Source organism: Marinobacterium lutimaris (genome assembly GCF_900108065.1).
Classification (GTDB): Bacteria; Pseudomonadota; Gammaproteobacteria; order Pseudomonadales; family Balneatricaceae; genus Marinobacterium_D; species Marinobacterium_D lutimaris.
In genome coordinates this window covers 131525-154262 of record NZ_FNVQ01000003.1, presented here as the reverse complement: position 1 = coordinate 154262, position 22738 = coordinate 131525, and the positions used below count along the sequence as shown (strand labels likewise).

General features: G+C 58.6%; 19 protein-coding genes and 1 pseudogene. 9 read left to right on the top strand and 11 right to left on the bottom strand.

What is annotated here, in order from left to right; genetic code table 11:
* Positions 1–138: 138 nt before the first annotated feature.
* Positions 139–708 (top strand): SCO family protein, encoded by a 570-nt coding sequence (locus C4S72_RS15090; protein WP_104003997.1) that lies wholly within the window; start codon positions 139–141, stop codon positions 706–708.
* Positions 709–721: 13 nt separating this feature from the next.
* Complete coding sequence (locus C4S72_RS15085) at positions 722–2242, top strand: methyl-accepting chemotaxis protein (protein ID WP_200826803.1); 1521 nt, start codon at positions 722–724, stop codon at positions 2240–2242.
* A gap of 28 nt (positions 2243–2270) precedes the next feature.
* Here C4S72_RS15085 and C4S72_RS15080 read toward each other — a convergent pair whose 3' ends face one another.
* Positions 2271–3182: a LysR family transcriptional regulator gene (locus C4S72_RS15080; RefSeq protein WP_104003996.1), complete on the bottom strand. Its 912-nt coding sequence runs from the start codon at positions 3180–3182 to the stop codon at positions 2271–2273.
* Positions 3183–3233: 51 nt separating this feature from the next.
* The gene (locus C4S72_RS15075) at positions 3234–3944 is read right to left on the bottom strand and encodes a hypothetical protein (protein WP_104003995.1); all 711 of its coding nucleotides are present in this window, start codon (positions 3942–3944) and stop codon (positions 3234–3236) included.
* 192 nt (positions 3945–4136) lie between these two features.
* Here C4S72_RS15075 and C4S72_RS15070 point away from each other — a divergent pair, with 192 nt between their 5' ends.
* The 4 genes from C4S72_RS15070 to C4S72_RS15055 all read left to right on the top strand — a co-directional run bounded on the left by C4S72_RS15070 (position 4137) and on the right by C4S72_RS15055 (position 8256).
* A complete protein-coding gene (locus tag C4S72_RS15070) occupies positions 4137–5138 on the top strand; it encodes an LLM class flavin-dependent oxidoreductase (protein WP_104003994.1) in 1002 nt (333 codons plus the stop codon).
* Positions 5139–5152: 14 nt separating this feature from the next.
* Entirely contained in the window at positions 5153–6238 is a 1086-nt protein-coding gene (locus C4S72_RS15065) for an alkene reductase (RefSeq protein ID WP_104003993.1), read from the top strand.
* A 645-nt stretch (positions 6239–6883) separates the two neighbouring features.
* Positions 6884–7411 carry an HdeD family acid-resistance protein gene (locus C4S72_RS15060; RefSeq protein WP_104003992.1) on the top strand — a complete coding sequence of 176 codons (528 nt, stop codon included), beginning with the start codon at positions 6884–6886 and terminating at the stop codon, positions 7409–7411.
* Between the two features lie 515 nt (positions 7412–7926).
* The gene (locus C4S72_RS15055; RefSeq protein ID WP_104003991.1) at positions 7927–8256 is read left to right on the top strand and encodes a hypothetical protein; all 330 of its coding nucleotides are present in this window, start codon (positions 7927–7929) and stop codon (positions 8254–8256) included.
* Between the two features lie 254 nt (positions 8257–8510).
* Here the strand turns inward: C4S72_RS15055 and C4S72_RS15050 are convergent, their stop codons facing one another.
* The 7 genes and pseudogenes from C4S72_RS15050 to C4S72_RS15020 all read right to left on the bottom strand — a co-directional run bounded on the left by C4S72_RS15050 (position 8511) and on the right by C4S72_RS15020 (position 17528).
* Positions 8511–9740: a sugar transporter gene (locus C4S72_RS15050; RefSeq protein WP_104003990.1), complete on the bottom strand. Its 1230-nt coding sequence runs from the start codon at positions 9738–9740 to the stop codon at positions 8511–8513.
* Positions 9741–10162: 422 nt separating this feature from the next.
* Positions 10163–11413: a beta propeller repeat protein gene (locus C4S72_RS15045; protein WP_104003989.1), complete on the bottom strand. Its 1251-nt coding sequence runs from the start codon at positions 11411–11413 to the stop codon at positions 10163–10165.
* A 29-nt stretch (positions 11414–11442) separates the two neighbouring features.
* A complete protein-coding gene (locus C4S72_RS15040) occupies positions 11443–12585 on the bottom strand; it encodes a hypothetical protein (protein ID WP_146071914.1) in 1143 nt (380 codons plus the stop codon).
* Positions 12586–12671: 86 nt separating this feature from the next.
* A complete protein-coding gene (locus C4S72_RS15035) occupies positions 12672–14240 on the bottom strand; it encodes a hypothetical protein (RefSeq protein WP_104003987.1) in 1569 nt (522 codons plus the stop codon).
* 68 nt (positions 14241–14308) lie between these two features.
* Positions 14309–14668: pseudogene (locus C4S72_RS15030) on the bottom strand (AI-2E family transporter); the annotation flags it as partial.
* 213 nt (positions 14669–14881) lie between these two features.
* Entirely contained in the window at positions 14882–16426 is a 1545-nt protein-coding gene (locus tag C4S72_RS15025) for a tannase/feruloyl esterase family alpha/beta hydrolase (protein WP_104003986.1), read from the bottom strand.
* Between the two features lie 310 nt (positions 16427–16736).
* Positions 16737–17528, bottom strand: a complete 792-nt coding sequence (locus C4S72_RS15020; protein ID WP_104003985.1) for an aldolase — start codon at positions 17526–17528, stop codon at positions 16737–16739.
* A 327-nt stretch (positions 17529–17855) separates the two neighbouring features.
* On the opposite strand from C4S72_RS15020, the gene C4S72_RS15015 reads away from it, so the two are divergent.
* Positions 17856–18881: a GlxA family transcriptional regulator gene (locus tag C4S72_RS15015; protein WP_104003984.1), complete on the top strand. Its 1026-nt coding sequence runs from the start codon at positions 17856–17858 to the stop codon at positions 18879–18881.
* A 30-nt stretch (positions 18882–18911) separates the two neighbouring features.
* Here the strand turns inward: C4S72_RS15015 and C4S72_RS15010 are convergent, their stop codons facing one another.
* Together C4S72_RS15010 and C4S72_RS15005 are read right to left on the bottom strand one after the other, a co-directional pair.
* Entirely contained in the window at positions 18912–19595 is a 684-nt protein-coding gene (locus C4S72_RS15010; protein WP_104003983.1) for an SDR family oxidoreductase, read from the bottom strand.
* 84 nt (positions 19596–19679) lie between these two features.
* Positions 19680–20597, bottom strand: coding sequence for an AraC family transcriptional regulator (locus C4S72_RS15005; RefSeq protein ID WP_104003982.1), 918 nt, complete (start codon positions 20595–20597; stop codon positions 19680–19682).
* A gap of 232 nt (positions 20598–20829) precedes the next feature.
* Here C4S72_RS15005 and C4S72_RS15000 point away from each other — a divergent pair, with 232 nt between their 5' ends.
* A complete protein-coding gene (locus C4S72_RS15000; protein ID WP_104003981.1) occupies positions 20830–21909 on the top strand; it encodes a Gfo/Idh/MocA family protein in 1080 nt (359 codons plus the stop codon).
* A gap of 289 nt (positions 21910–22198) precedes the next feature.
* Positions 22199–22711, top strand: coding sequence for an RNA methyltransferase (locus tag C4S72_RS14995; protein ID WP_104003980.1), 513 nt, complete (start codon positions 22199–22201; stop codon positions 22709–22711).
* Positions 22712–22738: the final 27 nt, after the last annotated feature.

Below are 22738 nucleotides of genomic sequence, written 5' to 3'. Positions count from 1 at the left end.
CCCTGTCTTTGAGCAGGCGATGTATCGGCCCAAAAATCTGGCGAACGACCCTGCTGTACCCGGAGCCCCCAGGCGACCGGCGGATAGCTCGGAATCGACATACTACGCTTAAGCTGAGTCTGGTGGTTGGCTTCACCCATGAATAAAAAGATTGCTCTCATCCTTTTTCCGCTCACCTTTCTACTCGGCCTCGCGCTGCCTTTTCTGCCGGCGTGGACCGACCGGGATGACTACTACGGCATCGCCGTCGATAATCCGGTGCCGCCGCTTGAACTGGCTGATTCCCAGATCGATAACGGCCTGCGCGTGCTGTTTTTTGGCTATCGCAATTGCGGCACCGTTTGCCCGGCGCAGATCGTCAATCTGGTTCAGCTACAGCAGCGGCTGAGGGGGCATCCGGTCGAGTTTGTGTTTATCACCCTGGACCCGGAGCGAGACAGCGAAGAGGTGCTGCAGCGGGCGGCGAGTGTTTTTGGACCCAGCTTCAAGGTGGTCAGACCAGAAAGCACCCTGTTGGCGCAAAACCTCGCCCTGGCCTACGGTGACACTGCGGCTCGCGTTCAAAGCGCTACCGGGTATGAGTTTGATCACACCGCCAATCTTTATGTGGTAACCACTGGATGGCGCAAAAGACTGATCTACACCCAGCCGGTGCTGGACCTCGACAGAATGGAATCTGACCTACAAAAACTACTGCAGACCATTTAACAGGACTAAGACCGTGACTGACCTAAGCCCCCACACCCAGGACCAGGCACTGCTAGACACCCTGCGCAACGACAAGCAGATGTTGGGTATCCTGCTGCTGCACTTCCCGGTGCTCGCCTTTATCATCCCGATTGGCTACGGCACGATGAATTTTGCGTTGACCGCCTCGTTGCTGGTCAGTCTTATCGCCGCTGCCGGCTATTGGTTCCTACGTGGCACGCGCGCCTGTTCAGCGCTCTTCGCCATCTGCCTGATGTTGTCGTCTGCGATCATGATCCAGACCCAGCTCGGACGGCTGGAGATGCACTTTCATATCTTTGCCGCCCTGGCGCTGCTGACGATCTATCGGGACTGGCTACCTATCGTAGTCGCGGCGGCGACCATCGCGGTGCATCACGTACTACTGACCCTGCTGCAGTTGGGGACTGCGTCTCTCGGTGATATGCCGATCATGGTTTACAACTACGGCTGCAATTGGGGGATTACCTTTATCCACGCCGCTTTTGTGGTGTTCGAGTCGGCGATACTGGTGTTTTTTGCCCTGCGTATGGGGGCCGAACGCGCTCAGGCGTACCGCATGATTTCGATCGTGCAGGCGTTCTCCAGCAAGCAGGATCTGACCGGTCGCCTGCCGGGCAATACGCCCACCGCCGTTGCATTCAACGATATGCTCGAGCGTTTCTGCCAGCTGATCGCACGCCTGCGGGATCTCTCCAAACAGCTGGGTGATAACGCTGAGCAGTTAGCGCAGGTGAGCAGCAATACCGAAGAGATCGTCGAACAGCAGCAACAGCAGATGGAGCGGGCGGCTACGGCTACCAACGAGATGTCAGACAGCGTGCAGAATGTATCCTGCCATGCTCAGGGCGCATCCGAAGCGGCGGTCAGCGCCACCGAAGGTGCGGACCAGGGGCGTCAGCGCATGGATGAAGCGGTACAGCTGACCGAAGAAACCAACAGGATTCTGGGGCAGGCGCTGGGTGCCGTCACCGAACTGGAAAACAAGGTGAGCTCCATCGCCCAGCTCAGCGACCAGATTAACGATATCTCAGATCAAACCAACCTGCTGGCGCTGAATGCGGCCATCGAGGCGGCCCGTGCCGGCGACTCCGGCCGGGGCTTTGCCGTAGTAGCGGACGAGGTTAGAACGCTGTCGACGCGTACCCGTAACTTCACCGACCAGATTCGCCAGACCACGGGAGAGCTGAGATCGGTGTCCGACGGTGCGATCTCGGCGATCAAGAACGGCCAGCAGCGTTCGGCCGACACGACCGGAGCGGTGGCGCATACCCAGCAGGTGATTGTGCAGGTTCAGGAGGCGATCCGTGCGGTCAGCGACATGAACACCCAGATTGCCTCGGCCTGTGAAGAGCAGGCCGCAACCTCGGCTGAGATCAACCGGGGGATACACCAGGTGGTGGATCGCAATGTTGATATCGTCTCTGAGTCGGGCCGACTCAATACCATGGCGCGGGGGCTGGATGAATCGATCGAGCAGCTGGAGCAGATGATCGGGGGCTATCGGACGGCCTGAGGTTAGGGGCAAAACCGCGATCTAAGGCTCAGTCCAGCAACCCCTGCTCGGAAGCTTCCACCAGCCGGTCGACCACATGGCGGATCTTCGGTAACACCCGGCGGCTATGGGGCCAGACGGCGCTGATCGGCACCTCGCCGCCAGAATAACCCGGCAATACCTCCTGCAGGGCGCCGCTGTTGAGGTGTTCGCCCACCAGCCATAACGGCAGCTGGGATAGGCCACATCCGCCGAGTACCGCGCCGAGCAGTGCCTCGCCATCGGCGAATTCATGGGTGGCGGGAGGCGTTACCCGTGTCAGTTCGCCATTAGGCTGCTTCATCAGCCAGGAGACCGGCTGGTTGCGGCGCACGCCGACGATGCAGCGGTGCTGGCTCAGCGCGTCGATGGAATCCGGTTCGCCGTTCTGGCGCAGATAATCCGGTGAGGCGCAGATCACCAGCTTCTGCGTGGTCAGACGACGGGCGACCAGACCGCTGCTGTCGGCCAGTTCACCGATCCGCACCACCAGGTCGATACCTTCCTCAATCAGGTCCACAAAACGCTCGCTGAAGGATACGGTCAGCGATAACTCCGGGTATTCCCGCGCGATCTCCAGCAGTAGAGGCAGAATCCGCTGGCGCCCGAATGCGGCGGGCAGGTCGACCCGCAAACGCCCGGCGGGGCGGGTGATGTGCGAGGTCAGATCCGCTTCCGCTTCATCCAGAATATCCAGAGCGCTCTGGCAGCTGGCCAGGTAGCGTTCGCCATCCGGCGTCAGGCTCAGCCGCCGGGTGGAGCGCTGGAACAGTTTCAGGCCCAGCCGCTCTTCAAGACGGCCAACGCTCTTGGCCACGGCAGATCGGGTCAGGCCCAGCCGTTCTGCCGCTGCGGTAAAACTGCCCAGCTGGGCGGTGGTGACAAAAGCGGTTATCCCGCCCAGATGATCAGTGTTCCGCATAATCGGCTATCGCTGCCTTACTCGGTTATATTCAGCGCAATCAAATTCAGTTCAATCCAACTCTATCGCCCGCACCTTTAAATAGCGACCAGCCTGTTCCGTCAGTAGCAGGCTGAGGCTTTGTGTGCCGGAAAGCTTCAGTGTCAGAGACAGGGCGGTTTCATCCTGCTCGCCAGTTCTTGCGGAGGTCAGGGTTTCTGCGCCTCGTTGGGCTATCAGCTGCTGCCACTGTACGCCTGCGTCCGGCTCCATCAGTTCAACCGCGATCTGGTCGGCTTGGCAGGTGGTGAGGAGAAAGTCGATTCGTGCGGCGCTGGCGCCAAGGCGGTTGGCGGCGAAGGAATCCTTAAACTCCCGGTCCGGGTTTTGGCGTACCGGGGTCTTCTGCAGAAAGCTGAACGCTGCCTCACCGGATTCGGTAAACACCACTTCAGTCTGGTATTCGATGACCGCGCCGCCGACCAGCTCGCCGTTTTGCATCACCTGGTAGCCGATCTCCATCTCAACCCGGGCTCGGTTATCCGATGTCGGTTGCCAGTGCAGGGCGTTTATAAAGTGTGAGTCTGTTGCCGGCGGCACCTGTTTCAGCCAGTCAGCCATTGCAGACTGTCCCTCGGCCAGCAGGTGTTGACCGGCGTGGACCAGGCGCACGTCCGGCGTAAACAGTTGCAGGTGCTCTTCCAGGCTCTCGGTCTGGCCCTCAAAGAAGGCGAACCAGCGGTGGGCAATATCGCGAATGGCGTAATAGCGGCTGTCGTTCATCGTGCTCCTCAATCCAATCCACTGTAATGAAAGAAGCCAGTCTAAACGCTGAGTCGGGTCTCTATTGGAGAATTTAAGTCTACATTGATTGGAATGTAACCCTGTTTATCGATTTTATGTGACCAATCATACTTTGCAGCCTGAATTACGACGATGTTTAAACGGCCTGTATCAGGGCTGAGGAGAATGAAGATGACGCGCAACACCGTACCGCTTTCTGCGCTGGATCTGGTCACTATTGGCGAGGGTTTTAACGCCGCCGATGCCCTGGAAACCAGCACCCGTCTGGCGCAGGCTGCTGAAAAGGCCGGCTTCCACCGCTTCTGGGTGGCTGAGCACCATAACCTGATCGATATCGCCAGTGCGGCGACCGCCGTGGTGCTGAGCCATATCGGTGCCAAAACCTCCCGTATCCGTCTGGGCTCCGGCGGCATCATGCTGCCAAACCATGCGCCGCTGGTGGTGGCCGAGCAGTTCGGTACGCTGGAGTCGCTCTACCCTAACCGCATCGATCTGGGTCTGGGCCGTGCACCGGGTACCGATATGCAGACCGTGCGTGCGCTGCGCCGTGACGTGCGCTCCAATGGCCTGGATTTTCCGGAGATGGTGGAAGAGCTACAGGGTTACTTTAAGCCGGCGGCTCGCGGCCAGAAGATCAAGGCGATTCCCGGCCAGGGGCTGAATATCCCGCTCTGGCTGCTGGGTTCCAGCACCTACAGCGCGCAGCTGGCGGCGATGAAAGGTCTGCCGCTGGCGTTTGCCTCTCACTTTGCGCCGGATGCGATGCAGGCGGCCATCGATTACTACCGCGAGAACTTTCAGCCGTCCGAGCAGCTGGATAAGCCCTACGTGATCGTCTGCGTCAATGCTGTCGCTGCCGACACCCAGCAGGAGGCGGAGTACCTGGCCACTACGGAGCTGCAGAAGTTCCTCAACCTGGGGCGCGGCACCGATACGCTGCTGCCGAAACCCGTCGAGGATATGAACAAGCTGTGGCACGTCAGCGAAGCGCAGCGCGTCCACAATCAGCTGCGGGAATCCGCCTGGGGCACCGCCGAACAGGTATGCGAGAAGCTGAACGACCTGGTTGCCCGTACCGGCGCCAACGAGATCATGCTCAACTCCTGGATTCATGATCCTGAAGCGCGTATCCGTTCCATCGAACTGATCGGCCAGGCCTGGGCACAGAGCTGAACAGGAGGCACAAGATGGACAACCTGTTAAGCGACTATCAACTGGGCGCCACCCGGCTGAACAACCGCGTAGTGATGGCGCCGATGACGCGCTCCCGTGCCGTCGATGGCGTGCCCGACCACAACACCGCGCTTTACTACGCCCAGCGTGCCAGCGCCGGACTCATTATCAGTGAGGGCGTGCCGGTTTCCCGTCAGGGCACGGGCTACCTGTACACGCCCGGTATCTACAGCGACCGCCAGGTGGATGCCTGGCGCGCTGTGACCGACGCAGTTCATGAGCAGGGCGGAAGAATCTTCGCCCAGCTCTGGCACGTGGGCCGCGTCTCTCATCGCAGCATTCAGCCGAATAACGGCGCCCCGGTCAGCTCCGTGGCTGTAGCGGGCGGTAAGGCGTTTGCTTACGACGACCAGGGCCAGGCCCGCGATCTGGCGGCCAGTGAACCGCAAGCGCTGGATGCAGCCGGTATTGAAGATGTGGTCTACGAGTTTCGTCAGGCGGCGGCCAACGCTATAGAGGCCGGTTTTGACGGTGTGGAGATCCACGCGGCAAACGGCTACCTGATCGAGCAGTTTATTAACCCGCTGCTGAATACGCGGAAAGACCAGTACGGCGGCGCAACTCTGGAGAGCCGCAGCCGTTTTCTGCTGGAAGTCGTCGATGCGGTGGTAGATGAGATCGGCGCCGATAGCACAGGCGTGCGCCTCTCGCCCTATAACGAGTTGGGCGAGATGCCGTTGTATGCCGATATCGCCGAGACCTATCTACATATCACCGAAGCGCTGCAGGCGCGAGGCGTCGTCTATCTGCACCTGGCCGCGCAGGAAGCACTGATAACCAGTGGGCTGCTGGGCCAAATTCGCGATAACTGGAAGGGTGCCTTGATGCTGGCGGGCGGTTTGTCGGCAGGGCAGGCGGACCAGATGATTGCGGATGGAGTGCTCGACCTGGCGGCCTTTGGCACTCCCTTTGTCGCCAACCCGGATTTTGTCGAGCGTACCCGCAACGGTTGGCCGCTGGCGTCGGTTAACCGGTCATCGTTCTATGGCGGCGGTGCCGAAGGCTACGTGGATTATCCAACTTACCAGCCGGCAGGCTGAATTGGGCGGTGAGAAAACGAAAACGGGCGCTCAGAGTGAGCGCCCGTTTATCTATTAGTGCTGCGGCATCGGCGGCAGGGGGATCGGCAACTGCGGCCAATCAGCAGCGATCTGATCGTCATAGTCTGCAGCGTTGAGTGTCCACATAGCAAAACCTCCTAAATTGATTACCAGCGTGCTGGCCAAGTAGGAGCAGTTTGCATCGGTGCATGAATAAGTAAAAATTAATATTGTCTATGATTAGTATAATTTTTAGCTTATGGATGGCCGTTGCTGAGGTGTGGCTTTGAGCCTTGGGCAGCGTGTGTCGTTTAACAACAGCCTCCGACCTGCCAGGGGGCAGGGATCAAGTCGGCCAGGAATTCCGCGCCTGGCGCTCGCAAAGTTTGTTCTGAAGCATCTGTTTTTGTGGCGTGTTGGCTTCTTTAGGCTAGGGTAAGGGGAGGCTGGCAATAGACAGAAAACCTTTAAGCAGTGGCTTGCTTAGCAGTTTTCGGCAGGTCTGTCGTTGACCGCCACCCGTTTAATTTCGAAGCCTGTTGCTGCGAGGCAGGCAGGTGATAAAAGGAGCATGGCCAGTTGAGGAGAGCGAGAGGTTTAATAGAATTTCAATGATTTTTAATTTATCGAAAAGGAATTTTTGAAATGAAAAAATCTACAAAGGTATTTTGGGCGGGCGTTTTGACCTTTGCTCTTGGCCTGGTTGTTATTCTGAATGCCGCCGTGGCTTCCGGCGCCATCGTCATTGTTACCGGTTTGATCCTGCTAATCGGAGGGGCGGCGCAAACGGGCCTCTATTTCATGGAGGGAAAGGCGGAGCGCAAATGGGGCTCTCTGGCTATTGGTATTCTGACGCTGCTGCTGGGTTGGTCTTTTATCGCCAACCCGCTGTCGGGCGTCATCTCGCTGACCACCTTGATACTGGTGTTATTCGCGGTCAGCGGCGTGCTGCAGATCATACTGGGAATTAGAGAGCGCGGTACTCCGCTGTTCTGGCCGCTACTGATTGCGGGCATCATTCCCTTGGTGTTGGCGGGTGTTGTCCTCTCGTCGCCTGCTGCGACCATGTTGCTGCTCGGGACATTGCTGGGGGTTCATATGCTGGCTTCCGGCACCTCACTTATCTTGCTCGGAAAGTATATGAAGCAGGCGGGTGTGCAGACCGTCCGGTGAGACGAAGTCTCTGTGACATCCAGTGCCACCAGGACCGCTGGGTCAGGCATAAGATGGGACAGGCAGTTGATGGAACAGGCAGTTGATAGGAAGGTAAAACAAAAAACGGGCGCTTGGTGAAAGCGCCCGTTTCTTTATTGGTGCGGCATCGGCGGCAGGGGAATCGGCTTCTGCGGCCAATCGGCAGCGATCTGATCGTCATAGTCTGCAGCGTTGAGTATCCACATGGCAAAACCTCCAAAATTGATTACCAGCGTGCTGGCCAAGTAGGGGCAGTTTGCATCGGGGTATGAATAAGTAAAAATTAATATTATCTATGATTTGTATAACTTTTTGCTTATGGTTTGATCGAAGAGCTAGCCTCAAGGCTGGTTTAATCCTGCCCGCGTGTGAGATTTCTCCCCAACTCTCTACCTGTAAAGCTATCTATACTTTAATAATCAGTGACCTGTTCGTTCGGAGGCCGGCCATTGCCGGCGGGACAACCTAAAGACTGTTTATTGAGGCTTCAACCTATGAGCACCAGCCTTACCGAGGTATTGAATGTACTCGTCCAATGGCAGTGCACGCCCAATCAGGCGCTCGCTATCATCAAGCTGGATCCTGACCAGCCGTTTCCTGAAGTCCTCAGTGAGGAGCAGTGTGAGCGGGTGAATTTCGTATTGAATATCCACACATCGCTCGGTACAGCCTTTGACGACACGGAGGAGATATACGGCTATATGTCCAGCCCGCACGAAGATCCCTACTACGAAGGCAAATCTCCCCTGGAGCTGATCAGTAGCGGGGATCTGACTGTGTTTGAACGTGTCTGCTGGCATATAGATGCGATGAGAGTGCTCTGAGGATACATTGAGTAACGAGCACTGATTTCATGTTGTGGTCTGTAGCTTCAAGCTGAAAAATGAGCGCGGAAGGAAAGACCAGTTCGGATTTTAGGCGGGTCAATCCGGCTTGTGGCGAGGTTTGGAATTTAGGCTATATTCTAGGTGAAACAAGTGAGCCAAATGGGCAAGCGCCCGAAAAGTTTGAAGAGAACTGGGATCTCACTGCAAGAAGAAACCCCGTGGCGGCAGTGCTCGACACGGGGTTTTCAATTTTACTCGGCGGGCTGAACCCCCACTGCCGGGTTTTCCTTCATGCCTGCTGGCATTTGCGCGCGGCGCATAAAGTAGAGACAAAACACTAAGCCCCAGGCCAGAGCCATTATCCCCAGCGTCGCACCGGAATAGCCGATCTGCGTCAGGCCTGAATGAATGATTACCTGGCTGCCAATCAGCGCACCGCCGCCTATACCGATGTTGTAAATGCCAGAGAACATCGCGGTGGCAACGTCGGTAGCATCGGAAGCCAGTTCCAGGATTTTCAGCTGACCGGCCAGGGTCATAAAGGTAATGCCCAAGCCCCAGAAGGCACAGATCAGCGTCACCCAGCCATGACTTTTCGCCGCTGGTAATAACAGCAGCATCGACAGGCTGATCACGCCGATGGCACCGAACAGAACCCCCAGCGGAAAGCGGCCGTATAAACGGCTGAACACCAGAGTGCCCGCCAGCCCGGCGAGTCCGTATACAAACAGCAGGCTGGTGGTAAAGCCGCCGCTGAATTTCATCACATCCTGAACCAGCGGCTCTATGTAGGAGTACGCCGTGAAGTGAGCGGTGACGGTCAGCAGTACCAGCACATAGAGGCCCAACAGTGCAGGGCGACGCATCAGTGATGGCAGGCTTTTCAGTGATCCGGCGTTCTGGCTCGGTAGCACCGGCATCACCCGCCAGACCACCAGCATAATCAGGCCCGCAACCATACCGATCAGCAGAAGAGTCATCCGCCAGCTGAACCATTCACTGACGATACGCCCCACCGGCAGACCAAGAATACTGGCCAGAGAGGAGCCGGCAATCAGCAGACTGACCGCCTGGGTTTTCTTACCCTCAGGTGCTACCCGCATCACCATCGCCGCGGTAATCGCCCAGAATACGGAATGCGCGAGGGCGACACCCAGCCGAGAAATCATCAAAACGGTGAAGTTCCACGCCAGGGCCGAGAGCAGATGACTGATCACAAACAGCAGGAACACGCCCAGCAACAACTTGCGCCGTTCGTTATGGCTGAAAATAAACATGGCCGGCAAGGAAACCAGCGATACCACCCAGGCATAGATGGTGATCATCAGCCCGGTATCGGCGATATGCATATCAAAGGAATCGGCAATCCCCTTCAGCAACCCGACGGGCGCAAACTCGGAGGTATTAAACACAAAAGCGGCAAAAGCCATACTGATCACCGGCAGCCAGGCTGACGGTGCAGAACGACGGGTGGTTGTCATCGGGAGTGTCCGGAAAGAAAAGTGAAGCAGAAACGGCAGGCGATTCTATGCCTGATCAGAAGCCATGACTATCGTGAAACGATGAAATTTCAGACTAAGTCTGTTGTTGAGGGCGTGCGAATCTTAGGCGTGGATACTGAGAGCGAAAGTCGGTGGCTGGGTCGCGTTCTGGGGTGCGCTGACTGAGCGCCGAAGGTTGTGGACCTTTTAAACCGGGCCTCCAGAAGTGGTTTAGTGGCATAAAGCGGCTATCAAGTCATCTATCGAACAGGGGCTGCTTAGCGCGCAGAGCAGACGTTGCGTGGATCGGCCTCGGCAGTCACTTTCGATCCAAAGCGGTCTGTCAGGTTGAGTCAGAAATGCTACTCTGACCCCGATATCCCCGACCCCGATATCCCTCTGGTATGAGGCCTCGCCTGCTGCTACGGCCGGACCCAGTGATAGCCGTAATAGCCCTCAATATTGCGGTAGCCCATGCGTAGCCAGCCAATCTCCGCCGGGTCAAGACTCATACGCCCTTCAATATAGATATCGTCCATCGCTTGCCAGTGTTGGCCACCGTCACGGCTGAGCAGTATATGGCGACCATCGCCGCGGCCTTTTTTGACGATGAGCGCGTTCTCGCTGGCGTACAGGCTAGCTAATCGGGCATTACCGGCCGTAAGCACCGGCGACCACTGCCCCTGATGCAGGCGATACAGGGTATGGCGAGTGGGTTCGGGACTCCGGTAAAGGCCAAAGAGCTGGCCGCCGGGGCCGTTTTCCAGTCGGGTCAGGCTGCCGTCGCGGCGGGCGGCGGAGAGGATCTCGCCAGTGCGGGCGTTGAGCCGGTAGATACCCACCCCCGAAACTGTGTTGTAACTGTCACCGGTGAAGGCATAAAGTTGGCCTGCATCATCCAGACGCCACCGAAAGTGATCACTCGTGCGGTCACTGTGTGACTCCTTGCCGACCACGCTGGCATCGTATTCACGCAGCCGGTCGTCGGTCGCGAGTATGCGCCAGTGCCGGCCGCTGTCTTCCGACAGGTAGATACTCTGGAAGCCATCGACCCATACCCGCTGATCGTCAATACCGATGATTTTCGGTACATAGGCTTTTTCAAGTACGTTCCGGGCGGCGACGCGCCAGTGATGGCCGAAATCGTTTGAAACGAAGACCGTCCGGTTCGCGATACCCGGCAGTTCGGCAATGAGGTAGCACACGCCATTCGGCCCGCACTGCAGGTTCTTGACGTCGCCCTGCAGGCGAGCGACGACGGCCAACCGGCCATCAGTGCTGCGCAACAGATAGCTCAGGCCAAGCGGGTCCCGCTGCCGTAACATGCGTTCAACCTGTTGCTCGGGATCGTTCGGATCGGCTTCAGGTGTGGATAACAGGCAGTTGAGCACGGGGCGCGCATCGCCTGTCGCCACGCGTCCACCGGCCTGGCAGCCATCGGGACAGCGACCCTCACGCGCACAGGCTTCGACCTCTCCGTCCCGGCCGGTCGAGGCGACGCTCAGCAACACATCTTCGCCAGCCGCCGCGGTCTTCAGCTCGCTCCAGTCCACCGGCTCGGCCAGCTTCGTGGCCAGATGCTGTTTCGGCTGGTTGTGCCAGCCATCGGCATAGCCAACAAACAGGTACCAGTAGAAGCCAAATACCGCGTAACAGAGCAATGCCGTGAGCACCCACGGCCGTATCCATACAGGGACCATGGTCAGAACATCTCATTAACCGTTGGACTTCGGCGCTGTCGTAACCGCCACTGAAACGCGATACCCAGAATCCTTTCGATGGGTGGCTGGGCGCGTTTTCGATAATAGCCATGATGGAAACGCTCGCCGATCAGAACGACAGCCCCGATGAGCAGCATCAGCATCAGCAGCACCATGCCGCCGAACTGAAGTAACCCGATCCAGTCCCAGTAGTCGGGGCCAACACCGCGGTCGAACCAGCCATACACCTCAAAACTGAGCAGCAGGACCGAGAAGAATATCGGAATGAAGGCCGCAAGCCCCAGCACAATACGGCGCCCCATCGGCGTATGCGGTGTCCCCTTGTACACAATATGGGCATTGCCGTCGCTATGATTAAGCAGGCCGCGCACCTCGCCATCGCACATAGAGGTGAGCAGAACGACACGGTCACCTTCAGCCAGGAACATCGGCTGCCGGCGGATCAGAACCGGGTCGATCATCCGGAGCCAGTCCCAGGCCCCGGCGCGCAAGTGGAAGGTTTTGCCCGAACAGCGCAACTGGTATTCGTCCATGGTGTAGCTGTAGCGACCACTGCCGTAGGTGCGCGACACCACGCCAACATAGCTCAACGGCCCCTGGAGCAGCCCCATGCCATCGTATACACCGTCGGCCAGGGCCAGATCGGGGGCGCTCGCGTAGGACGGGGGGGCAGACAAGGCTGGCTGCCGGCCGTTACGAAGCCCATCCAGCGCGGCCCACAGCCGACGCCGCCCGGGGTGGCATTCCAGCAGCAGCCGATACAAAGACCACCCCAATGTGCCAGCGGCACTCGCGAACAGCAGGATCCTCAGCAAGGTCCAGCCCAGATTAACAGTGCCGGGTAACATCAGCGCGATGGCAATCGGCACCCAGCATAGTGCGAGCGCAAACGGGGGCAGCCAGCGCCGCCGCACCGGCTTAGCGGCCCAGGCCCTGTTATCAGCATCACTGATCCAGTGCAGCCAGGCGCTGCCGTCGCGCAGGCGATGCGCGCCGATGAGCAACGTGTCGCCGCGGTGTAACTGGCGCTGCAGGCTGTCCGCGTCAAACTGTCTCTTGTCGAAGAAAAAGACCCCGCCGTCGGTGATGAGCCGGTAAACCGTCATGCCTTCATTGATCGCCATGCGCTTGAGATCCTGACACGCCACGCGTACAAAAAAGACCGCCCCTGTACGCTGAGGAACCGGCTGTTTGGAATCACAGGTTGCCATTATGGACCCTCTGTTGAACGAAGATTGGAATCGTCATCGGGCTGTCGCACCGTGCCTGTATCGAACCGACGTGTTTCAAAGTTCGAGGTGTCGATGCCGCGACGCTCGAAGTCGGCTTTTACCTGCGTCACCGCCGCATCGAAGGCGGCGTCGGTCATGCCGTGATAACGGGAGGCCGCAACCATGATCCGGGGCGCTGGTGTCATCTGGCTCCAACGCGCAATCAGCGTCATCGGGAGGCGCCGGTCGGCCAGATCGATCTGCTGAGAGATATTGTTGATGTTGCGATAGCTTACACGCCAACTGATATCCGGCAGGGCCCGGCCGGTGCGGCTTTCGGTATCCACGCCCTTGGGAGGCACCAGGAAAAAGAACAGTATCTTCTCGCCTTCGACCGGCCGCAGAGAAATCTTGGAATACCGGGATAGTGACAAGGTTGCGTCGTGCTGGACACCCATTCGATAACCTTCGGCCTCATCATTGACGATGAAATCCAGGACTTTGCCGGCCGTGTTCATGGTATCCAGCGAATCAATGCCAATGCCGTGAATCTTGATATTCGGCACCAGAACGGGCTTGACCGTCCCCTCTTGCGTATTACTCCACAAATAGACGGGGCCCTTTTCCGCGACGGCCCTCTGTATCAGGTTTCGGCTCCGCTCAAACGCGGCCGGAGCATGCTCGGCCACATCGTCCAACGGGCCGGACTTGAGCCCGCTCATATCGCAGGAGCGGATCGCATAGGACAGCGGCAGCAGCATCATGGCCAATGCAGCCCATTTGCTGTGGCGCGTCATCTGGTGCTTGAAACGGCGATCAGCCTGCTGGTTCGCCCGACTCATAAGGCCAGCCGTTGCGCCCTGGGCATCATCGCGCGCCGTCGTCTGATCATCGCTGGCCCTGTCAGGGCGTTGCGAAACAGTGTCGTTGAACGAGGCCTGCGGCACCGGTTCCTGGTCCACATCGGCGTGCGTTACCGTATCGCCTTCGCTGGTTGCAGCCTTGGCAGCGTGCTGTCGATCCGCCGGTGAATCGGCGAACACTACCGCACAGCCAAGTACCAAAGGGGCTGGTGAAGCCCCGTCCGACAGCACTTTAATTCGTGCGCGTACCGTATCGACAAACGCCACGTAATCCAGAAGGTCCTCGCAATAGTGGCGTGCATCCAGATGGAAACAGAGACGTCGCTGGTCGGCCAGCGTCAACCGTAACGATGGCGCACTGCGCTCCCAGCGAAAGAGCCCGACATCCCGGCCAACGGCATGGCTTTCAATATCGGAAAAATCGACACGTCCGAACAGGTGGGAAACAAACCCCGAACCATCGATTGTTATCGTGTCTGCACGCCCCCGGGCACGACGGATATGCCAGCCGTATACCGCCAGTACCGTGAGCCAGATGGCCACGGCGATCACGCCGATGGTCAACGTGGCCGGCTCTGAGGTGTGTTTGTGGATAATCGGTAGAGCGATCGCTAACACGGCCAGGCCGACGATAGCGACCAGCCAGGCCACGCCACGCAGATCGACACGATCATGGTGGTAATACAAGATATCCGGCGAACTCATCCCTTTACACTCATCAAGCCTGTCCCTGGCATGACGCCTCTAAACCCTACAACGCTCCGGGCGCTCCCTCATTCCTCAATGGCCGGTGGTGCTGTTTCCTTCACCGGCCAGGCGGCAAACACCGGCTTGAGCATGGTGGCGAGCGGAATGGCGAAAAACACACCCCACAGCCCCGAGATACCGCCGAAGAAGAGCACCGCCACGATAATCGCCGCCGGGTGCAGATTGTTCACCTCGGAAAAAAGAATGGGCACCAGAACTTTACCATCCAGCGCCTGAATCACGCCATAGGCCAACATCACCCAGATAAACAGGCTGCCCCAGCCGGACGCGAATAGGCCAATCATGGCCACCGGGATGGTGACCACGGCTGCACCGATATAGGGAATTACCACGCTCAGCCCCACCAGTAAAAATAGGGGGGCAGAGCTCAGTTTAGTGGACTCACCCCAACAGGCTTCATGCTGAACCATTTAGAGCGCTTGTCATAGTGACAGTAGGCTAGCCGCTTCGGACCAGTATCGGCAGCACTGGTTAGTCTGCTATGACGAAAGAAATGTCCGCTATCCAGATACATGAGAAGGCGCTTAACGTCATAAGGGCCAAAAGCCGCCTGACGTCCAGAACGGCGGCTCCATTCCTCAAGGCTCCACACAAGCAAAGCTGCTCGCGTTATTGACCTCACCTCCCTGGTATTCCGCATAGGTCGGATAAGCGCAAAGCGGCATCTCCCGTTCCGGCATTGATGGCGCTCGCGCGGGCATCATCTGCGGTGCTTCGCCGGTCTCTTTCCAGTTCTCCAGCAGGGTCAGCGGGTCGAAGTTTTCGAAGGTCGCGTTACCGCCGCCGCAGTGGGTCATGCCGGGCACCATAAACAGACGGGCGGTGTCTGGCGTGATGGCTGAGGCTTCGGTGTACCAGCGGGCGATATCGTTGGCAGAGAAGACAGGGTCCGCCAGGCCCTGGAAGATCACCAGCTTGCCGCCCTGGTGGGCGAAGGTAGAGAGAAATACCTCGTCGGCATCGAAGTAGCCGCCCACGGAGCTGACGTTCCTGGCCAGGGCGTCAAAGTCGAGCGGTTCCGGAATGCTCTCCTGCGGCGGGGTCATAAACAGTTTGGTCAGCGAGGCGGGGCCGATCGACAGGTTCATGGCCGGGCGTTGTTCGCTGCCGAGCTTCCAGGCGCGCCAGCCTGCGCTGTTGATGCCCGGATCCCAGGGCCAGTCGCTGTAGAGCGCCTCGCCGTTTTTACCTTTAGGGCCGTTCATTACGGTCAGCAGCGCATCCAGCTTGTTATCGGCCAGCTTGCCGCGCAGGGCTTCCGGATCGAAGTCACACTGGCCTGCAACGATCCCATCTTCCAGTCCGTCTTTTGCATCGCACTGCGCCAGAATCTCGCTGGAGACGCTATCCAGATCGGACTGCGTCAGCGCTTGGGAAAGGTCGCCGTTGGGCGCTACCGACATCAGCGTCTGTACATCCCAGGCCTGGGTCAGCGATGCGCGTGAAAGATGAAAGCCGGGGTTGCCGGCGACGATTCCGTCGAATTCGGTGGGGAAGCGCTGGGCCGCCATCATCGCTTCGCGACCGCCGTTGGAGCAGCCCATGAAGAAGGAGTGTTCGGGCGCTTTTTCATAACGAGCCTGGATCAGCACCTTGGCGGTATCGGTCACCTTGCCGATGGCGACATAGGCCAGATCGAGCCGTGCCTGCTGGTCTTCGGCGAAATCGCCACCCTGGCCATTATGGCCGCCATCCATGCTGACCACGGCGTAACCGCGGCTCAGGGCCGGTGTTGCGGTTGATCCGGTGCTGGGGATAGAGCCGATCGCCGGGGCAATAAACCCGTCCATGCCACCACCGCCCTGGAACAGGAAGCGGCCGTTCCACTGATCCGGCAGACGCATCTGGAAACGGATGCCGTAGCGGCCGTTCACACCTTCACGATCATCGATTTTGCCCTCCACCAGACAGTGAGCGCCCACCTCGACCGGGCGCGGCGAGCTGCCGGTCATGGCGCTCATGGGGTCCGGCGGCAGTGTCTGTGCCGGTTGGGCTTCGGCATTGCTGATCTCGACGCCGAACAGGTCCAGCTGGCTCAGGTCAGCGCAGCTGCTGGCCATCGCCGGCGCGGCGACAAGCGTGCCGGCGAGTAACAGGGGGGCGGTCAGAAATGAGGGGCTCATAGCGTTCTCTCTGTGATATCCAAACTCGAAGATGATCTATTTTATTGATATTGGGTTATTTTTTCTGATCAGGCCAGCGCCGGGGAGGCAACACTCTTTGTCAGCCGGTGCGGTACCCGGGACAGGGCTTGAACAGCGGCCAGGCCCGGGCTGCGTTAATGCAGAGTGTAGATCGCATGCAGGGTTCTCGCCCTGTGGCGGTCACAGTCAGAGGTAATGAGGTAAGAGGTGATAAGTAAGAGGTAAGAGCGCCGAGACTGCCGCCGCGTTCAGGCGGCGGCTGCGAGGTTCAGCATCGGTAGGCTCGTCCTCAGGCATCAAACGGCGCCACATCGCCTTTCAAGCGGCGCTTGATACTGGCCAGGTGCATCTCGGCGCTGGTGGCGTCCTCTTCGCGGATCTGCTGCGCGGTTTTGCGGGCGATCTCGTCGCTTACCGGCACCAGCGTACGGCCGCTGGAAAGCGCCAGTTGCTGCACCTGGGCGGCACGCTCCAGGAAGTAGAGGTCATCCCAGGCTTCGGCGATGCTCGGTGCGGTCACCATCACGCCGTGGTGGCGCATAAACAGGATATCCGCGGTGCCCATGGATTTTGCGATGCGCACACCTTCCTCCGGCCCCAGCGCCAGGCCGTTGTAGTCGGTATCTACCGCCACGCGGCCATAGAATTTCAGTGAGCTCTGGCTGGCGTAGAGCAGCGGATCTGCATCGGAGAGTGTCAGCGAGGTGGCCCAGGGCATATGGGTATGAAAGCAGGCGATGGCATTGGGGCAGTGTTTGTGAACCTGGGCGTGGATATAAAACGCGGTGGCTTCGGGGCGGCCCTTGCCGGCCAGGACATTGCCGTCGAAGTCACAGATCAGCAAGGAGGATGCGCTAACCTCACCGAAGGAGAGCCCGTAAGGGTTGACCAGAAACAGGTCGTTGCGGCCCGGTACCAGCGCAGAGAAGTGGTTGCAGATCCCTTCTTCCATCTCGAGACGGGCGGCCATCTGGAAACAGGCGGCCAGGTCTTCTCGCGCCGCTTTTACTTCGGGAGTCTGGAGCGCCTCCAGTTCGTCAGCGGATAGGGTGCGGGTGGAGCGGTTCATCTCGTGGGCCATGGGGACTCCTTGTGCAGATCGACAGGTGGGTGGTAAAGCAGCGCCAAGCCAGTGTACCTATTCAGAGAATGTTTTTCCGCCATTGCCCGGTCTAAGAAACAGTCCGGCAGCGTCCGTGAGCAGGGCATTTACTGACGTATTGATCAGGAAAAACCTGCTCCTTCGGGAGGATGATCTACGCTGAAAGCTGAAGTAAAATTCATCGAAAGGATGATTAGCGCATGGCAGCTCGGAACGCACGGGGTGGCTGGCAGGTTATTCGAAGCGCCCTCCGGGCTGTAATAGCAGTACTATCAATCTAGTCGCAATCGAGTCGGGTCCGTCGTTATGAATAACAATCGCTTCTCCAGTCCTATCAAGCACTCCACCCGACTGGCCTCGAAAGATATCCAAGTAACCGATGAGAAGAAGAAAAAGGCGCTGTTTGTGCTGCTGGAAAACTTCTCTATGGTCTCTTTTACCGGCGCCGTTGACGTGCTGGTCACCTCCAATCTGATCACCACATGCCCCGTTTTTGATGTCGAAACCGCAAGCCTGGATGGCGAAAAAGTGGTTAGTGACCTGGGCATTGAAGTGGCGGTTAACGAGCGTGTCGATGCGGTTAACATCAAGGGTGTCGATATCCTGGTGATCTGCGGCGGGTTGAGAACACCGCTACGGGATTCGCCGCCGATCCATAAATTGATCACCAAGGCACTGGAGGAGGAGATCTGGATCGGTAGTCTGTGGAACGGCACCTATTTCCTGGCGGCCGCCGGTATGTTCGATCTGGCGGAGTGCGCCACTCATCCGGATAGCCGGGATCTGATCCGCGAGCGCTATCCAAACACCCGCATCGGCAACGCTTCATACACCATCGAGAACAAGAGCTTCACCTGCGTGGGGCCGAACAGTGCGATCCGTGTAATGCAGGATCTGATTGAAAAGCTGTTCGGTGCCGATATGAAGCGCGGCGTTAACGGCATTCTGAACGTGGACGAAAACCGCTCGGTGAACTCAGCATTCTCCAGCGGCGTGAACTACATCCCGAAAAACCTCGAGATCATTATCGAGCTGATGGAGAACAACCTGGAGGAACCGCTGGATATTACCGACTTCAGCGATTACACCTCGTTGTCACGCCGTCAGATCGAGCGGTTGTTCTCCAAGTATGTGAACACCAGTCCGTCGCGCTACTACCTGGAGCTGCGCCTGAACAAGGGGCGCCAGTTGCTGCGCAAGACCGACTACAGCATCTCCGAGGTAGCGATCGCCTGCGGCTTTACCACCCAGACCCATTTCAGTCACAGTTTCAAGATGGTGTTTGGCTCATCGCCGACCCAGTTCCGCCAGGCGGGCAGGGATAGCGCCTGAGGCGATCCTCGTTCCTGTTACTCTCTGTGATTACCAGGGGTATTCATTACCGCGCCAGGTAAAGAAGTGCCCGCTATTCTTCAGTGTCAGCCGCTGCGCCAGTTGGATAATGCCGCTGGCGCTCTCCTCAGGTGTCTCCGAGGCGCCGGGCCCGCCCATATCGGTCTGTACCCAGCCTGGCAACACCGGGCAGACGATCACGCCGGCACTTCTCAAATCCAACGCCAGTCCCTGCATCGCCTTGTTCACCGCCGCTTTTGAGCTGCGATAGGCCAGCAGACTGCTGCCGCCATCGTGGAACGACGCCATATCGCTGGAGACGGTGATGATGCGCGGGTTGGCCGAACGCTTCAGGTTATCCAGCAGCGCCAGGCTGATCATGCAGGGGGCGACGGTATTGATCGCTAGCGTTTGCAGCCAGTCGCTGGCATCGAGCTGCTTTAATGAAGAGTTATCGGGACCAAGGATGCCGGCATTATTGATCAGCAGATCGATGCTCTGGCCGGTTAGCGCCTGCGCCAGATCCTGGATCGACTCCTGCGAAGTCACTTCCAACGGTTGGATCTGCAGACGGCCGCTGCTCTCAAGGGCGCGAAGTGCAGTGGATGGCTCACCTCTGCAGGTGGCAATTACCCGGTAGCCGCCATCGATCAGTTGCTGTGCCAGCGCCAGGCCGATGCCTCGACCTGCGCCTGTGACTAATGCTGTTTCCATACTTGTTGAGCCTCCTGAATAGAGCAAATGTGAGCCGCTAGTTCGACTCAAGGGTAAATAGTCTGCGGTGGTCCCCAGGGGCCATCAGCAGGGCGGCGTGCTGATCTGCTCTGCGCTGGCGCCCTGGCTTCTCAGACGCTGTGCATCCACAGATGGGGCTTGACCAAACAGCCGGGTATATTCGCGGCTGAACTGTGAGGGACTTTCGTAGCCAACGGTGTAGGCGGCCTTGCTGACCTCAGCACCGCCAAGCAGTTTCAGCCTAGCCTCCTGCAGGCGCAGCCGCTTTTGGTACTGCAGCGGAGTGATGCCGGTGGCGGAGCGGAAGTGACGGTGCAGCGAGGCCTGGCTCATCCCCGCATGTTCGGCCAGTGCATTTACAGAAAGGCGCTCTACATAGTTCGAGCGGATCCAGTTGATGGCACGACGCACCTGAGCGATGCGGCTGTCGTTACCGACCAGCTGGCGGACGATGCTCTGGTGTGGGCCGGTCAGCAGACGGTAGAGCAGTTCGCGCTCGATCATCGGCGCCAGCGCGGGAATATCCTCCGGTGACTCCAGCAGGTTGAACAGCCGGGACCAGGGTTCGATCAGTTCCGGTGTAACTGGCTTTACGCCGAAACCGGGGGCGTTGCAGTCCACCGGGTAACGTGGCGAGGGCGGAAATGCGGCTGCCAGGGTGGCGACCTTGTCAAGGTCCAGCGTTAGTGTCAGGGCGATATAGGGCTGATCCTGGGTGGCTTCCAGTATACGGGTGGATACCGGCAGCTCCACGGAACCTACAAAGCAGGCGCCGATGTCGTAGCGCAACAGCTGTTCGCCGATCAGAACCTCTTTCGCCCCCTGGAGTACCAGGCAAAACATCGGCTCGTAGAGTGCTTGAATTGGGCAAGTGCTGGCGGTTGAGCTGAACAGGGAAAAGCGCGGTAACAGGCTGACGCTTTTACCCGGATCCAGATGTTTCTGCGCCTGATCGCGCACTTTTTCAATAATTGTCTGCATAACTCGATCATAAGAACGCTCTATAGTCGGCGCAAGCGTCCGACATCACCATCCGGCCGCTGATATGAAGTTTGACAGGATCAGGCAGATCTTGGCGATGATCGTGTAAACGGATACAGCCGGGGAGGGCGTAGTCTGTAACCATCGCATGTACCGCCGTAGTTTGCCCGATGTTATGGCTGCGACTTGAGCCGGAGGTGCTGACATTCATGCCAGTTAAGGAGTTTTTGTAATGGCAGCTCAGACTATTCGAGTGGGTTTTATCGGTTTGAATCCCGACAGTCACTGGGCGGCAACCGCACATATCCCGGCGCTTCAGTCCCTGGGCGATAAGTTCAAGGTGGTTGCGGTCGCGAACAGTACCATCGAAAGCGCCCACCGTACCGCCGAGGCGATGAATCTTCCCCACGCCTACGGTAGCGCCGAAGAGCTGGCTAACTCGCCGGAGGTGGATCTGGTGGTGGTGACCGTGAAGGTGCCGCACCATCTGCAGCTGGTGACCGCCGCGCTGGAAGCGGGCAAGCATGTGTATTGCGAATGGCCGCTGGGCAATGGGCTGGCGGAAGCGCGTCAGCTGGCCGAGCTTGCCAAAAGCAAAGGCGTTGTCGCCGTCTGTGGTACCCAGGCCCGCTCCGCGCTGGAGGTGCTGAAGCTGAAACAACTGATCGATGAAGGGTACGTCGGAACCGTGCTGTCTACGTCGCTGATCGGCAGCGGTGGCAACTGGGCTAACGAGTCGCCTGAAGATCTCTACTACCTGTTCGATAAAAAGAACGGAGCCACCATGGAAGCGATCCCGATGGCGCATACCCTGGCCGCGGTTAAGGATGTGCTGGGTGACTTTGGTGAACTCTCCTCCAAGACGCTGAGCCGCTTCGACAGCGTAAAAATCAGCGAGACCGGTGAAACCCTGCCGAAAACCGCCGCCGATCAGGTGATGATTCACGGTGCCATGGCCAGCGGTGCGGCCTTCTCCCTGCATTATCGCGGCGGTGTCTGCCGCGGCACCAACCTGCTGTGGGAGATCAACGGCACCGAAGGCGATATCCAGGTGACTGCAGGCCTGGGCCATGCCCAGCTGACTCAGCTGACGGTCAAAGGCGCGCGCGGCGATGAAACCGAGCTTAAGCCGCTGATGCCGGAGGCTTCTGAATACGAAGGCAAGCCGGAGTTTGCCGGCGCCCGAAACATCGCCGGCATCTACGCCCGCCTGTACGACGATATCCGCAATGGCACCCAGACGGCGCCGAGTTTTGATGATGCGGTCGCTCTGCATGACGTGCTGGATGCCATTGAGCGCTTCGCCGGCTAAACACCCCATAGGTAAGTCCCCCTGGGGCGGCTGCTGTTAAGGTGGCCGGCCCTTTTTTGCCTGTTCAATCGGCGCGGGGCGCGCCTCCTACCCTGGCACATTTCGAGTAGGAGCGGCGCCTCGCCGCGATCACCCGCCGGGGTTTTGAATCACTGCCGTGCAGGGTCCAATCAGCACGGAGGCGTGCCTCCTGCTAAGAGATTCGCCGTGATCGCGACACGAATTTTTAAACCCGATAGACAGAAATAAAGGCTAAAATAATGCCCTTTAATTTTATGAGCGCTCGCTGATGTCCAAACAGGGATCCGTTGTTATCGGTCTTTTTAACCCCAAAAGTCCGTCCAATGTGGGCGCTGTTTTGCGTGCGGCCGGTTGCTATCAGGCCGATGAAGTGCGCTACGTCGGTGAACGCTTTGCCCGCGCCTCCCGCTACAGCACCGATACCAAGAATGTGGGTAACTCCATTCCTCTGCTGCAGGTGGATGACCTGGCCCAGGGGCTGGCCGAGGATATGTCGATCATCTGTGTCGAACTGGCTGAAGGGGCTATTCCTCTGCCAGCTTTCAGTCATCCGGAAAACGCGATCTACGTGTTTGGCCCGGAAGACGGTTCGATTCCCCAGACCGTGGTCGATAGGGCTAGCCATGTGGTGTACGTGCCGACCATCGGCTGCATGAACCTGGCGGCGACGGTGAATGTGGTGATGTATGACCGGTTGGCCAAATCTGACCTGCCGATCGATGATGCCGAGCGGATCAAGGCGAGTCGCGATGTGAACAACCGCCTGGTGGTAAGAGCCTGACGGCAGGCGTGGGGAAGGGGGCCGCGT